This is a genomic window from Neobacillus vireti (assembly GCF_001026695.1).
In the GTDB taxonomy this organism is placed as follows: Bacteria; Bacillota; Bacilli; order Bacillales; family Cytobacillaceae; genus Neobacillus; species Neobacillus vireti.
In genome coordinates this window covers 16,149-30,120 of record NZ_LDNB01000025.1, presented here as the reverse complement: position 1 = coordinate 30,120, position 13,972 = coordinate 16,149, and the positions used below count along the sequence as shown (strand labels likewise).

Sequence of the window (13,972 nt, the reverse complement as noted above, 5' to 3'; positions counted from 1 at the left end):
CAAAAATAAATGTGTGAATGCCCAGTTCCACAAAATTTTTAACAAAGGATCGATACAAGATGAACGATGGAAAAATTGTGGCTATTAACCGGTTTCCTTCCCCTAATCCCAAGGTGGAATTGATGGAAATCACCTATATTTCTAATGGATTGAAAGTGAAGGGACTGCTCGCAGAACCTAAAGATGAAGAAGTATCCGACGGCTTTCTTTATTTAAGAGGAGGGATTAAAAATGTCGGAAAAGTACGGCCGGCACGGATTGCTCAGTTTGCCTCAGAAGGGTTTATTGTATTTGCTCCGTATTATCGCGGCAATCAAGGCGGCGAAGGGAATGAGGATTTTGCCGGAGAGGACAGAGAAGATGCGTTTGCTGCCTTTATACTATTAAAGTCATTACCAAAAGTTCGCGATATTCATGTCTTTGGATTTTCACGCGGTGGTGTGATGGCACTCTTAACAGGGATTCAATTTCCCGAAGCAGCATCGATTGTCACCTGGGGCGGTGTTAGCGACATGAGTCTAACCTATAGGGAACGGAAAGATTTACGAAGAATGATGAAAAGGGTAATCGGTGGAACGCCTGACAAGTATCCGGAGAGATATCACGACAGAACTCCACTATATGAGCTGGAAAAACTAGCAGCTCCAGTATTAATTATTCATGGCGCTCACGACGGAAATGTATCCGTCGAGCATGCCTATCGGCTGGAAAGAAGACTAAGGGCATTGGACAAATCGGTCGAATGTTGGTATTTTGCAGAGTTTACGCATTATTTTCCACCTGCTGTAAATCGAAAAGTCGTTGAAGATTTAGCAAAGTGGATGAAAAGTCAACACAAAAGATGATAATATAGAGTTAATATAAGCAGAGGAGCGGATTTTTTATGGGTATGCCTCTTGAACTCAATACGATGATTGTCACTAAGGGAAGAGAGAAAAGAGTAGAGGAAAACCTCTTTGTCTTGGAAAAAGCAGGATACAGGCTTTATCCAATTGAAATTCCGATTGAGGTTAGAAAAACGATGGATAGTGATTCTAGTGGTACGGCACTAATTAAAAAAGTCGAGTGGCAGAATAGCAGCACGACACTAACCTATCAACTAATTTCATTAAATTCAACGAATTAAGCAGGGGCTTTGAACCTGCTTTTTTTGAAAATAAAGGGGATTTTCACTTTAAGAAGTGTGACAAATATCGGTTTGGCTTGTTAATTCAATCGAAATCTTTTGAATTAAGAAAGCCCATATCCAATTGATATGGGCTTTTTCGGCATTAAGCAATCGGTCCGCCTTTTACTTCAATTTCAGCAGACACAGCGGTAAATTTCTTAAAGTTTTCACGGAATTTCGCAGCTAATTCTTTCGCCTTCTTTTCATAGGCTCTTGGGTCTGTCCATGTTTTATTTGGCTGGAGGACCTCATCAGGAACACCGGCAATATGAAGCGGAATATTTAAGCCGAAGAATTCATCTTTAACTGTTTCAACATGGTTTAGTTCGCCTTCAAGGGCTGCTTGAACCATCGCTCTTGTGTAGGAAAGCTTCATCCGGTTGCCGACGCCATATTGGCCGCCCGTCCAGCCTGTATTCACCAAAAACACATTCGCATTATGCTCAAGGATTTTTTCACCAAGCATTTCTGCATAACGAGTCGCAGGAAGCGGTAGGAACGGTGCTCCGAAGCAAGTTGAGAAGGTGGCTTCAGGTGATGTCACACCACGTTCAGTCCCTGCTAGCTTGGATGTATAGCCGCTAAGGAAATGATACATAGCCTGTTCTTTTGTTAACTTGGCGATTGGCGGCAACACGCCAAAGGCATCGGCAGTTAAAAAGACGATTGTATTTGGATGGCCAGCAATACTCGGCAGAATAATATTATCAATCGCATCAATTGGATAGGCTGCCCTTGTGTTCTCGGTTAATGTTCCATCGTCATAATCAGGGATTCGCGATTCTTGATTCATGACTACATTTTCAAGGACGGTACCAAAGCGAATCGCATCGAAAATCTGCGGTTCTTTTTCACGGGTAAGATTGATGCATTTTGCATAACAGCCGCCCTCAATGTTGAACACGCCATTTGATGACCAGCCATGTTCATCATCTCCAATCAAACGGCGGTTAGGGTCAGCTGATAGGGTGGTTTTTCCTGTTCCGGATAAACCAAAGAATAGAGCTACATCTCCTTCAAGCCCGACATTCGCCGAACAGTGCATGGAAAAAACATTGTTCTCTGGCAGCAAATAATTCATCACGGAAAAAATCGATTTCTTCATTTCACCGGCATATTCAGTCCCACCGATTAACACAATCCTGCGCTCAAACGAGATGATAATAAACGTTTCTGAGTTTGTGCCATCTACAGCGGGATCTGCTTTGAAATTTGGAGCCGAAATAACAGTAAATCCGGCATCGTGGGTCAGCAATTCATCCTCGGATGGGCGTATGAACAATTGATGAACGAATAAATTATGCCAAGCATATTCATTTACGACTTGAATGGGCAGGCGGGATTTTTTATCGGCGCCTGCAAAGCCTTTAAAAACAAAAAGTTCAGGTTGTTGTTTTAAGTAATCAAGAACCTTTTGATAAAGACCAGTGAAAGCGTCTTCGGTAATCGGCTGGTTGGAAGGACCCCAGTCAATTTTATCCTTCGAAGACTCATCCATCACAATAAATTTATCGTGAGGCGAACGGCCTGTATATTTGCCGGTAGAAACACGAACTGCACCTGTGGCGGTTAATGTCCCTTCATTACGGCATAAAATTTTCTCGACTAATTGGGGAACGGATAATTGTACCTGGACATGATTTTCCTTTAGCAGCTGCGTTAACTCATTAGGAATTTTTACAGAATTCATTTAATGGAACCTACCTTTATTCAGGGTTTTTGTATTTAATAGTATAACATATTCGCGTTAATAGTCTATACTATTAAACGAAATCAATTGTATTTTATACATTATTCGATTTATTTTAAATTAGTTATAACAATCTGTTAATTATTGCATATGATTGAAAAAATAACGGTGTCTTTACTAAAGTTTTTGCCGGAAGTTTCTTTAAAAATTCATTGACATTGCTCGATATTTTAGCGTATTATTCTAATTTGAACGGATACTCTCTTATCCCGAGCTGGTGGAGGGACAGGCCCAATGAAACCCAGCAACCTGCAATATGAAAAGTTGGCCGCTGACAGGTCGTTTTCAAGTGCAAAGGTGCTAATCTGACGCAAGGCTGCTGCCTTGAACGATAAGAGTGAAAGGCCCGGAACAACCTTTCCTCAGGTAGTGGTAAGGTTTTTTGTTTTGTATAAGTCCTTTTATGAAAAGAGTCCCTAATAAAAACCCTTTGTTTATTTAATACTAAGGCTGGGAGTACCGTATCAATTCACGAGGTCCAAGAAGTATTCCTGTAACCTTCATAAAACCTCGATGATCTTATAATATAGGAGGAATTCAGATGTCAACAAAACGTCGTTTGTTCACTTCTGAATCAGTAACTGAAGGTCATCCAGATAAGATCTGTGACCAAATTTCTGATTCCATTTTGGATGCTATTTTAGCAAAGGATGCTAATGCTCGTGTTGCAGCTGAAACTTCAGTGACAACTGGATTGGTTCTTGTTGCTGGTGAAATCACTACGTCTACTTATGTAGATATTCCAAAGATTGTTCGCGAAACCATTAAAGGTATTGGTTACGATCGTGCGAAATATGGCTTTGACTCTGAGACTTGTGCTGTATTAACCTCAATCGGTGAACAGAGTCCTGACATTGCCATGGGTGTTGACCAGGCCCTTGAAGCACGTGAAGGCCTAATGTCAGATGAAGAAATCGAAGCAATCGGAGCAGGTGACCAAGGGTTAATGTTTGGTTTTGCTTGTAATGAAACGAAAGAGCTTATGCCACTTCCGATTTCGCTAGCACACAAGCTTGCTCGTAAATTAACAGAGGTGCGTAAAGATAAAGTTCTTGAATACCTTCGTCCGGATGGAAAAACACAAGTAACCGTTGAGTATGATGAAAATGACCAACCGGTGCGCATTGACACGATTGTTATCTCAACTCAACATAATCCGGAAGTCACATTAGAGCAAATTCAGCGCAACCTGAAAGAATACGTTATCAACCCGGTTGTTCCAAAAGAACTAATCGATGAAAATACAAAATATTTCATTAACCCGACAGGCCGTTTTGTTATCGGCGGACCACAAGGGGATGCTGGCTTAACTGGCCGTAAAATCATTGTTGATACGTATGGCGGCTATGCTCGCCATGGCGGCGGTGCCTTCTCTGGTAAAGATCCAACAAAGGTTGACCGTTCTGCAGCTTATGCAGCTCGTTACGTAGCGAAAAACATCGTTGCTGCAGGCCTTGCTGACAAAGTAGAAGTTCAACTTGCATATGCCATTGGTGTCGCACGACCAGTTTCGATTTCAATTGATACGTTTGGTACTGGAAAAGTAAGCGAAGAGGTTTTAGTTGATTTAGTAAGCAAAAACTTTGACCTTCGCCCAGCAGGAATCATTAAAATGCTCGACCTTCGCCGTCCAATTTATCAACAAACAGCAGCATACGGTCATTTTGGCCGTACCGATGTTGAGCTTCCATGGGAGCTTACTGATAAAGCGGATACGTTACGTCAAGAAGCGAATCTATAATAAATTAGGGAGTTACATTTCATATGTAACTCCTCAGATTGTCGAGAAAGGGTATTTTTCTCGACAATTTTTTATTTTGTTAGAATTCAAATACTAATTTTATTGATTGTCCCTGCAATTGGGCCTGTTGAAGATCGTATACTGAAAATATTAAACAAAATAACGCGGTGAATTATTAATGAAAATAAGTTATACGTTTAGATGTAACTCCCTTTCCTATTTTTCGTCTAACAAATAGTGTAGTTGTCTTTAAAAATGAATAAAATGTTTAAGTAGGACTATAGAAGTAAAAAATGAAGGTACAGTAAATTTCCTAATGTTTTCAGTGCATTTTTCTAAAAAATAATGGTAGTATTAGATAGATGTTTTTTTAGGTAATGTTTTATTTTGAAATGGAGTAGGTGAGGTACATAATGTGTGGTTTTATCGGTTGTGTACACGACAAAACACAGAATTATAGTGATCAACAAAGACAACAGTTTAAACATATGAACGATATTATTACACATCGCGGACCGGATGATGATGGCTTCTTTTATGATGACCATATTCAATTTGGATTCCGCCGGTTAAGTATTATCGACATTGAGAGCGGACATCAGCCGCTTACGTACGAAAATGAGCGTTATTGGATTATTTTCAATGGTGAAGTGTATAACTACGTGGAGCTTCGCGAGGAATTACTTAAAGAAGGTTTATCGTTTGCGACTAGCTCAGATACGGAGGTTATTATCGCCTTATATAGCCACTTGAAGGAAAAAGCAGTTGAAAAGCTGCGCGGGATGTTTGCCTTTGTTATTTGGGATAAAGAGGAGCAAACCCTTTACGGTGCGCGTGATCCGTTTGGAATCAAACCATTTTTCTATATGCAGGACGGGGAAAGAACGTTGTTTGCATCAGAGAAGAAAAGTATCTTGCTCGCCCTTGAAAATGACGTTTTGGACTATGATTCGCTGCAGCACTATTTAACCTATCAATTTGTTCCTGAACCAAACACTTTGTCTGAGGGAATAAAAAAATTAGAGCCAGGTCACTATTTTACAAAAAAAATTGGCGGACCTATGGAAATTAAACGATATTGGAAAGCGCAATTTAAGCCGATTCAAAAATCAGAATCTGATTTTATCAAAGAAATTAAAGATGTTCTATTCGACTCGGTTAAAATGCACATGCGCAGTGATGTTCCAGTTGGTTCCTTTCTTTCAGGCGGAATTGACTCTTCGATCATCGCGTCGATTGCGAAAGAGTTTCATCCGGCAATCAAAACGTTCTCGGTCGGCTTTGAACATAATGGCTTCAGTGAAATTGATGTGGCCAAAGAGACGGCAGAAAAGCTGGGTGTGGAAAACATCAGCTATGTGATTACACCGCAAGAATATATGAATGAAATTCCAAAAATCATGTGGCATATGGATGACCCGCTTGCCGACCCGGCGTGTGTGCCGCTTTACTTTGTTGCACGTGAAGCGCGTAAACATGTAACCGTGGTGCTGTCTGGTGAAGGTGCCGATGAATTATTCGGCGGCTACAATATTTACCGTGAGCCCCAAGATTTAGAAGTGTTCAATAAAATCCCAAGGGTAGGAAAAGTTCTATTAAAAGGGATTGCGAACATGATGCCAGAAGGAACAAAGGGCAAAAGTTTCATAGAACGCGGTGTAACACCGATGGAAGAGCGATATATCGGAAATGCGAAGATGTTTACGGAAGAAGAAAAACGTGATCTTTTGAGCGTCTACCGTGAAGGTTTAAACTATTTAGATATTACTAAGCCGCTTTACCAGGAATCAAAAGGGTATGATCCTGTTGATCGTATGCAATATATTGATATTCATACATGGATGCGCGGCGACATTTTACTTAAGGCAGATAGAGTTACAATGGCACATTCATTGGAGCTTCGAGTTCCATTCCTTGATAAAGCCATGTTTGAGGTGGCATCGAAAATACCGACCAGCTTGAAAACAGCAAATGGCACGACCAAATATATTTTACGAAAAGCGGCTGAAGGGATTGTGCCGGCACATGTGCTTGACCGTAAAAAGCTTGGCTTCCCCGTGCCGATTCGCCACTGGCTAAAGGCGGAAATGAACGAATGGGCGAAAAAAATAATCCGTGAAAGTAACACGGATCATTTAATTAATAAATCCTACGTTTTAAGACTGCTTGAAGACCATTGCCAAGGCAAAGCTGATAACAGCCGGAAAATTTGGACGGTATTAATGTTTATGGTTTGGCATCAAGTATATGTGGAAAATGTTTATTCTTTTCAACGTGATTTTGCGTTGCAAAAAGAATTACAAACAATGAAACACTAATATGAAAGCACCCATATGATGAGATGGGTGCTTTTGTTTTGAGATGGGGACGCGGAACCTGTCCCCATTTATTTAAAGATAAGAATGTATAAATTTTTGACTTTGAGAATTGTCTAGCTCCAACGCCCTAGCGGCTAGTGTCCTTCGCACTCCGCCCTACGATAAGTCAATATCGGTAAACGAAGTTCACCGTGTTTCCTTTATCTCAGTTGGAGTGCTCCAGGCCATACGCCGCTGAACAGGGCGCTTGCGCTTTTCTTATTTTATGATTGCAATGACTTATAATATTGTGCCTTCTCGGCATATTCTGTATAGATGCGTTTCATGTCTTTTTTGTCTTCCGCTGTTAATTCTCTAATAACTTTTGCTGGTCTGCCGAATGCTAAGCAATTAGGAGGGATTTTTTTCCCTTGGGGAACCAGACTGCCGGCACCAATAAACGCACCTTCGCCAATTTCTGCTTGGTCAAGGATAATTGACCCCATTCCGATTAATGCTCCTTTTCGAATGATACAGCTATGGAGAATGACCTGATGGCCAATGGTAACCTCATCCTCTAAAATTAGCGGGTTATTGGGACTTTGGTGTAAGATAGAGTTGTCTTGAATATTGACTTTGTTACCTATCTTAGTAGGTGCGACGTCACCTCTAATTGAGGTGTTAAACCAAACACTGGATTCTTCACCGATTTCAACATCACCGGTAATCGTTACATAATCGGCAATAAAAGCAGTCTCGGCAATTAAAGGATATTTATCTTTAAACGGATAAATCATTCGTTTCGCTCCTTTATGAGTGATAGTTCTATTGTAGCGAAAACGATAGGTACTTTTCAAAAGGTTTAACTTTTTAAATGAAGCCAATTTGTCCATTATGATCGGTGTGTCTGATTTTGCAGGTCCATCGTTCATCTATGGTAAAATGAAATATAACTTTTCTAGGGGGAAATAAAAATGTGGAAGTGGGAAGCTGAAGGGGAAGCGAAGGGAGTAATCGTCATTGTTCATGGCGCAATGGAACACCATGGCCGATATGGCTGGCTGATTGAAATGTGGCGTTTATCAGGCTTTCATGTCATTATGGCTGACCTTCCAGGGCAAGGGATGACAACCAGAGCCAACCGCGGCCATATCGATTCCTTCGATGAATATATCTATGAGGTAAAGGATTGGGTCCAAGCTGCCTACCGTTATGACTTGCCTGTCTTTTTACTTGGACACAGTATGGGCGGATTAATCTCGATTCGCTTACTTCAGGAAGAGAGGTTAAATGTCGCAGGGGTGATTCTATCTTCCCCGTGTTTAGGACTGGTCCATTCCCCTTCTAAATTCTTAGATGCGCTATCCCATGTGTTGAATTTGGTTTTTCCTTCACTTCGAATGAATTCAGGATTGACTGTCCAAATGGCGACTAGAAATGAAGACGTAAGAGAAGCGGATTCGAATGATACGCTTTACGTGACAAAGATATCTGTTAGATGGTATCGTGAACTTGCTGCAGCGATGAAGCAAGCGTTCCTTGAACTCGGAAAAACACAAGATATCCCCATGCTGGTCATGCAGGGCGGAGATGACAAAATCGTCAATAAAACGACCGTTAGGGAATGGTTTAATCATGTGCCATTATCTGAAAAGAGATTTAAGGAATGGCCGAAATGCTACCATGAAATTTTTAATGAACCGGAGCGCGAAGAGGTCTTTGAATACGCAAAAGATTTTGTTTTGAGTCAATTAAAAGCAATTGGATATATCGTTTAGGAAAAGCGTAAGCGACTGTTTAGCGGCGTATGGACTGGAGCGCTTCGACTGAGATAAAGGAAACAAGGTGAGCGGAGCGAACCGATGTTGACTTATCGTAGGGAGAAGAGCGAAGTCCACTAGCCGCTGGTCGCTGAAGCTGGACAGTTTTCAAAGTTCAATATGGAAATTTTTAATAAAAGGAAAGGTTGTTGTTTTCCATGATGCCAATCACCCTTATGTCCAGGGTATACCGCAAAATTCTTCCAGCAGTCCATCAAGAATTGGCTTATTGGAAAAGCCGGGCTGAAAAAATTCCGAATTCTGAGTTACGAACTCAGGCGCTTGCCAGTATTGAGCAAAAAACATTTCACTGTGAAGGTGGAGCAATCTTAGCGCTTACTGCTGGCGCGGATTATAAGAAAGCAGTCAAGTTTATCGTCGCTTATCAAACGATTAGTGATTATTTAGATAATCTTTGTGACCGAAGCACATCGCTTGATCCTGAGGACTTTGCCGCCCTTCATGAGTCGATGGCAGATGCACTTATACTTAGGGCTGATAGGAAAAACTATTACCGGCTTCGTGAGGATCAAGATGATGGGAATTATCTGCATGATTTATCGGAGACATGTCGTTCTGTTCTTAAAGAGATAGAGCATTATGATTTAATCAAAGATTATCTTCAGGAGCTCTGCCAGTACTATTGTGATTTACAGATCCATAAGCATGTCGTACAAGAAGAGCGGGTACCACGTCTGGAAAATTGGTTTCATCAACACCAAAATCGCCTCCCTGAAATGGAATGGTATGAGTTCTCGGCTTGCTCGGGCTCAACACTAGGGATTTTTTGTTTAATATCGTATGCAATAAGGGAAGATTTTCAGGCAAGTGATGCCGAAAATATTCGTAACGGCTATTTCCCTTATATTCAAGGTCTCCATATTCTCTTGGATTATTTTATTGATCAAGAGGAGGATATGGCCGGAGGAGACTTAAATTTTTGTTCGTATTATGACAATCAGGAAACACTTTTTCAACGGCTAAAGCATTTTGTTGTGGAAGCGGACAGGCATACAGAGTACCTTCCGCATCAGAAATTCCATCAGCTAATTAATCGAGGGTTGTTAGGAATTTATTTGTCGGATTCCAAGGTTCGAAAACAGAAAAATGTCCGCAAACTGGCAAAGGGAATCATAAAATCAGGCGGATGGGTCAGTTATTTCTTTTATTTCAACGGACGCGCCTACCGCTCAGTGCAAAAATTTGTTCCAGCGTTTGTGACAAGACTTATGATGAAATAAAAAACCAGGCGAATGAAGCCTGGTTTTAACGTTTTTCAAGCGCCACAATAAACGGCGGGTTATTTTGCTGATTGATAAATTGGTATTGCAGCACATGTGCTTTTTTTTGGTCTAAATGTTGGCAGAATTGAAGAAGGATGTCCCGCTCCACAGCACCTTGTTCGTGCCCGTGGTAAATAACAAGGACAATAATTCCCTCTGGTGCCATCATTTCCAATAACTGCTCGATTGCGGCAATTGTTGTATCTGGTTGAGTAACAATGGATTTATCGCTGCCAGGCAAATAACCTAGATTAAAAATCGCTCCGGTAATGTTTTGCTGATCAGCAGTTGGGATTTTTGCCGAAAGCTGTTCGTGTCCTTCGTGAAAAATGGTCACCCGCTCTGACAAGCCATGAGTCGCCAAGCGCTCCTTTGTTGCTAGGATTGCCTCTTTTTGCACGTCAAATCCGTAAACTTTCCCGTTGTCTCCAACAAGCCCCGCCAAAAACACGGTATCATGGCCATTTCCAACTGTCGCATCGACGACAACATCACCGGGTTGAACAGCTTTTTCGAGTAAATTTTTCGCAAACGGAAGAATACGCTCCATTTTCATTGGTTCAATTCCCCTTGATAAAATTTACCCTGCCAGCTGTTTCTACGCTTTAGTTCTGCATCAATGGAATTTAATACTTCCCACTTATTCACACTCCACATTGGTCCGATCATCAAGTCAATCGGTCCGTCCCCTGTAATTCGGTGAACAATCATTTCCGGTGGTAAAATCTCCAATTGGTCACATACTAAGTTGACATAGTCCTGTAGTGTTAGAAATTCAAGCATGCCTTTTTCATATTGCTTGACCATCGGTGTGCCTTTTAAAAGATGGAGCAAATGAATCTTAATTCCCTGCACGTCTAATTTAGCAACTTCACGAGCCGTTTCCATCATCATTTCATCCGACTCAAGCGGCAGTCCATTAATTATATGAGTGCAAATCCGAATTCCATGCTTTCTTAGTTTATTAACACCGTCAATATAACTCTGGAAATCATGGGCGCGATTGATAAGAAGCGCGGTGCGTTCATGCACAGTCTGAAGCCCGAGCTCAACCCATAAATACGTCCGTTTGTTTAATTCCGCTAAATATTCGACGACATCATCGGGCAAGCAATCTGGACGAGTGGCAATCGACAAACCGACGACGCCTTCCTGCTTAAGAACGGTTTCGTATTTTTCACGAAGAACTTCAACGGGTGCATGAGTATTCGTGAAAGCCTGGAAGTAGGCCATGTACTTGCCATCTTTCCATTTTGTGTGCATTTTTTCTTTAATCTCATTAAATTGTGTTTCCAGTGTCTCGACACGATTACCAGCAAAATCACCTGAACCGGCTGCACTGCAGAAGGTACAGCCCCCATGAGCAACTGTACCATCACGATTCGGACAATCAAAGCCGCCATCAAGTGCTATTTTAAACACCTTATGACCGAAATGCCCGCGCAGATGGTAATTCCAGGTATGGTACCGTTTATCATCGGCTGCATATCGAAAAGGTTTTGTCTGAAGCATGTCAGAAAACCTCCTTTTAATTTTACATAAAAACAATTTTAACATGAAGCCAAGCCTTATCCAATTGTAATTGTTTCAAAGAAAGTTGGTAAAAAATTATCCTTCGGTTTCTGTAATAGGAAAAAGAATGGAGAACACAATAAGAAATGAAGCAGTATGCTTCATAGCAGGGATTGAAGGGGGTTCTTAAATGGCTACTCGAGATTCAATGGATAACCTGATGCAGCAGTGTGAGGATGCTATTCGATTTGCTGAGGAACAATACAAACAAAGCAGCCTCCAAGAACAATATAACGATGATAATTATACACAAGCCTTACAGGTGCTCGAAGACACTTACGGTGATATCGCCAAAATGGCCCATTTTGCAAATTCGCAGCAGCGGGAGCAGCTCCATAGGAAGAGACTTCAGCTGCAGCAACTGCAAAACTCAATGATATTAAAAGACCATTAAGAGGAGGAGAAACTTCTTGAAAAAAAGGTCCAAACAACAAAATCCAGAACAAAAAACTCGAAATGGAATCAATAATCAAGATCTCGAACTCGGCCAGGATTTTGACCTTGTCAAAAAAGCAAAAAAGAAATATGAACAATCAGGCGGTCAGCCAGTAAAATCCAAAATGCATCAAGAATAAACCTATTAAATCTCTCAACAATTTGTTGGGAGATTTTTTTGTGAGTATTTTTAAAAAGATTTTCTTAAATCACTTGGAACATCAATTTCTAAATAAAAACAACATGAAAATAGAAGAAAACCCATGTTCACATTTTAGCAACAACTACAATTTATTGTGTGAAGTAGGTCACAGATGGGGAGTAGTTTAACATGGTTTAAATGAGATATGGATTTAAAAATCCCATTCCATGAATACCACTTTTTGCTAAGTGAACACACTTGGCACTTTTTCTAGAACGTTATGTGAATGCGTTCACATTTTATCCACAAATTTTGCTTAGAAAAGGGAGTATTGAAATGAAAAAATACCTTTTTATCGGTAGCATCATTCTGGCCTTTATGTTTCCTTCGGTTAGCTTCGCTGAGAGTAAAATTTTAAGCATGGAAGAGCTGACGATTCAACTCATGCCGGAGTATGCTTATCATTCAAATGATCAACAAAAAGATTATCCACCGCTGTTAATTGGTTATCAGGGGTCAATGGTAAATACGTCCGATCGGCCGCAAAAAGGGCTAATTGAAATACCGCTGCCAATGGGGGAGAAAAACTTCCGAATTGGCTATGTGGCAGATTACTCAAGCGATTTACGAACGACCTATGAAATCGAATATGCCATCGACCGTGAAAAAGAAACGATTTCCTGGACAACAAGTGAAGAGATCGGTCCGAATGAACGCTATAAATTTGTTATTGAATTTTATACAGACAGCCTAAAGGTGAATAAGGTTAAAAAGACCTTAGCGTATCAGTTTAAAAGCTTTGCTGACATTGGCATCGTCAATGTCACCTTTACAAAGCCGTCTAAGGCAAAAAAATTCAAGCTCACACCGACTCCTAATGAAAACCAGAATCATGGTGAAGCAGCTAATATTTCCTCCTACCTTTTCCAGGAGGTAAAAGCGGGCGCAGAAAAAAACTTCACTTTAACATATGAACGCACCGAAACGAAGCCGACCACAGAACTTTTAAATGATTCAACTGAAGTAAAAGTAAACGAGAATAAGAAATCCACAATTATTGCCGTTAGCGCATTTAGCGGAATTAGTGTTCTATCTGTGGCTGCCTTGACCCTTCTGATAAGAAATCGAAGGGAAAGACAGTAAAAAAACAAAGCGTCATATGGCGTGATTCCATTGGGATTAAGGTGCCTTCAAGGTACTTTAATAAATAAATAGATAGTATCCAGATTATTCATGGGAGGTGAAATAATGTTTAAAAAGCTTCTAAAGATGGACAAAAAGTTTTTAATTGTCTTAGCGCTACTTATCGGCGTGTTTTTATCATTTTCGACAGTCAAAACAATGGCTTACTTGGATTCACCTGGATTTTGTCAAAACTGTCATACGATGAAATCCGTTTATTCGTCATTCGTGGATTCAACTCATTCCGATTTGCAGTGTAATGATTGTCATTTACCGCACAAGAGCGAGATCGGAAAGTTATTTTTTAAAGGCCGCGCCGGGATGACACATATTTATTTCAACACACTCGGAACAGACGATATTCCGGATGTAATCCAGGCGACGGACCGCACAAAGGATATCATGAATGATAACTGTATCTCGTGCCACAAGAGTACGCTCAGCAATGTCTCACATGACGCAAAGGATATGTGTATTTCCTGTCACAAAACAGTTCCACATGGGAAAGGCTTTAAAGATGACCATTATAATAAGCCACCTAAATCAGGAGAATTATTAGAAAATAAGGGAGGATTTTAAAAA

14 protein-coding genes and 1 riboswitch are annotated in these 13,972 nt (G+C 40.7%); of the genes, 10 read left to right on the top strand and 4 right to left on the bottom strand.

The genetic code is table 11. The features are described 5' to 3' along the window. Positions 1 to 59: 59 nt before the first annotated feature. Positions 60 to 845, top strand: coding sequence for an alpha/beta hydrolase family protein (locus AA980_RS25380; protein WP_024030144.1), 786 nt, complete (start codon positions 60 to 62; stop codon positions 843 to 845). Between the two features lie 38 nt (positions 846 to 883). Beyond that, a complete protein-coding gene (locus AA980_RS25375) occupies positions 884 to 1,126 on the top strand; it encodes a DUF2584 domain-containing protein (RefSeq protein WP_024030145.1) in 243 nt (80 codons plus the stop codon). A gap of 145 nt (positions 1,127 to 1,271) precedes the next feature. On the opposite strand, the gene pckA is transcribed toward AA980_RS25375, so the two are convergent. Further along, positions 1,272 to 2,858, bottom strand: a complete 1,587-nt coding sequence (pckA, locus tag AA980_RS25370) for a phosphoenolpyruvate carboxykinase (ATP) (protein ID WP_024030146.1) — start codon at positions 2,856 to 2,858, stop codon at positions 1,272 to 1,274. Positions 2,859 to 3,119: 261 nt separating this feature from the next. After that, positions 3,120 to 3,256, top strand: a riboswitch (SAM riboswitch). 203 nt (positions 3,257 to 3,459) lie between these two features. On the opposite strand from pckA, the gene metK reads away from it, so the two are divergent. After that, positions 3,460 to 4,659 (top strand): methionine adenosyltransferase, encoded by a 1,200-nt coding sequence (metK, locus tag AA980_RS25365; RefSeq protein ID WP_024030147.1) that lies wholly within the window; start codon positions 3,460 to 3,462, stop codon positions 4,657 to 4,659. Positions 4,660 to 5,072: 413 nt separating this feature from the next. Then, positions 5,073 to 6,977 (top strand): asparagine synthase (glutamine-hydrolyzing), encoded by a 1,905-nt coding sequence (gene asnB, locus AA980_RS25360; RefSeq protein WP_024030148.1) that lies wholly within the window; start codon positions 5,073 to 5,075, stop codon positions 6,975 to 6,977. A gap of 263 nt (positions 6,978 to 7,240) precedes the next feature. Here asnB and AA980_RS25355 read toward each other — a convergent pair whose 3' ends face one another. After that, positions 7,241 to 7,753, bottom strand: a complete 513-nt coding sequence (locus tag AA980_RS25355; RefSeq protein WP_024030568.1) for a gamma carbonic anhydrase — start codon at positions 7,751 to 7,753, stop codon at positions 7,241 to 7,243. Positions 7,754 to 7,930: 177 nt separating this feature from the next. Here AA980_RS25355 and AA980_RS25350 point away from each other — a divergent pair, with 177 nt between their 5' ends. After that, complete coding sequence (locus AA980_RS25350) at positions 7,931 to 8,734, top strand: alpha/beta hydrolase (RefSeq protein ID WP_024030567.1); 804 nt, start codon at positions 7,931 to 7,933, stop codon at positions 8,732 to 8,734. A 200-nt stretch (positions 8,735 to 8,934) separates the two neighbouring features. Continuing rightward, positions 8,935 to 10,017: a tetraprenyl-beta-curcumene synthase family protein gene (locus AA980_RS25345; protein WP_024030566.1), complete on the top strand. Its 1,083-nt coding sequence runs from the start codon at positions 8,935 to 8,937 to the stop codon at positions 10,015 to 10,017. 25 nt (positions 10,018 to 10,042) lie between these two features. Here AA980_RS25345 and AA980_RS25340 read toward each other — a convergent pair whose 3' ends face one another. Both AA980_RS25340 and AA980_RS25335 read right to left on the bottom strand, forming a co-directional pair. After that, on the bottom strand, positions 10,043 to 10,615 hold the full coding sequence (locus tag AA980_RS25340; protein WP_024030565.1) for a tRNA (mnm(5)s(2)U34)-methyltransferase: 573 nt from the start codon (positions 10,613 to 10,615) through the stop codon (positions 10,043 to 10,045). Then, complete coding sequence (locus tag AA980_RS25335; protein ID WP_024030564.1) at positions 10,612 to 11,571, bottom strand: TIGR01212 family radical SAM protein; 960 nt, start codon at positions 11,569 to 11,571, stop codon at positions 10,612 to 10,614. Before AA980_RS25335 ends, AA980_RS25340 begins: the two co-directional genes overlap by 4 nt. Before the next feature lie 190 nt (positions 11,572 to 11,761). On the opposite strand from AA980_RS25335, the gene AA980_RS25330 reads away from it, so the two are divergent. From AA980_RS25330 to AA980_RS25315, 4 genes are all read left to right on the top strand, one after another. After that, on the top strand, positions 11,762 to 12,025 hold the full coding sequence (locus AA980_RS25330; RefSeq protein WP_024030563.1) for a YtzC family protein: 264 nt from the start codon (positions 11,762 to 11,764) through the stop codon (positions 12,023 to 12,025). A 16-nt stretch (positions 12,026 to 12,041) separates the two neighbouring features. Then, positions 12,042 to 12,206: a hypothetical protein gene (locus tag AA980_RS25325; protein WP_024030562.1), complete on the top strand. Its 165-nt coding sequence runs from the start codon at positions 12,042 to 12,044 to the stop codon at positions 12,204 to 12,206. A 338-nt stretch (positions 12,207 to 12,544) separates the two neighbouring features. Continuing rightward, a complete protein-coding gene (locus AA980_RS25320) occupies positions 12,545 to 13,351 on the top strand; it encodes a hypothetical protein (RefSeq protein ID WP_024030561.1) in 807 nt (268 codons plus the stop codon). A gap of 105 nt (positions 13,352 to 13,456) precedes the next feature. Next, entirely contained in the window at positions 13,457 to 13,969 is a 513-nt protein-coding gene (locus AA980_RS25315; RefSeq protein ID WP_024030560.1) for a NapC/NirT family cytochrome c, read from the top strand. The last annotated feature ends 3 nt before the right edge of the window (positions 13,970 to 13,972 follow it).

Bases quoted from the DNA above. Each gene is read 5' to 3' on its own strand.
- AA980_RS25380 (WP_024030144.1), top strand. From the start codon at position 60: ATGAACGATGGAAAAATTGTGGCTATTAACCGGTTTCCTTCCCCTAAT.
- AA980_RS25375 (WP_024030145.1), top strand. From the start codon at position 884: ATGGGTATGCCTCTTGAACTCAATACGATGATTGTCACTAAGGGAAGA.
- pckA (WP_024030146.1), bottom strand. From the start codon at position 2,858: ATGAATTCTGTAAAAATTCCTAATGAGTTAACGCAGCTGCTAAAGGAA.
- metK (WP_024030147.1), top strand. From the start codon at position 3,460: ATGTCAACAAAACGTCGTTTGTTCACTTCTGAATCAGTAACTGAAGGT.
- asnB (WP_024030148.1), top strand. From the start codon at position 5,073: ATGTGTGGTTTTATCGGTTGTGTACACGACAAAACACAGAATTATAGT.
- AA980_RS25355 (WP_024030568.1), bottom strand. From the start codon at position 7,753: ATGATTTATCCGTTTAAAGATAAATATCCTTTAATTGCCGAGACTGCT.
- AA980_RS25350 (WP_024030567.1), top strand. From the start codon at position 7,931: ATGTGGAAGTGGGAAGCTGAAGGGGAAGCGAAGGGAGTAATCGTCATT.
- AA980_RS25345 (WP_024030566.1), top strand. From the start codon at position 8,935: ATGATGCCAATCACCCTTATGTCCAGGGTATACCGCAAAATTCTTCCA.
- AA980_RS25340 (WP_024030565.1), bottom strand. From the start codon at position 10,615: ATGAAAATGGAGCGTATTCTTCCGTTTGCGAAAAATTTACTCGAAAAA.
- AA980_RS25335 (WP_024030564.1), bottom strand. From the start codon at position 11,571: ATGCTTCAGACAAAACCTTTTCGATATGCAGCCGATGATAAACGGTAC.
- AA980_RS25330 (WP_024030563.1), top strand. From the start codon at position 11,762: ATGGCTACTCGAGATTCAATGGATAACCTGATGCAGCAGTGTGAGGAT.
- AA980_RS25320 (WP_024030561.1), top strand. From the start codon at position 12,545: ATGAAAAAATACCTTTTTATCGGTAGCATCATTCTGGCCTTTATGTTT.
- AA980_RS25315 (WP_024030560.1), top strand. From the start codon at position 13,457: ATGTTTAAAAAGCTTCTAAAGATGGACAAAAAGTTTTTAATTGTCTTA.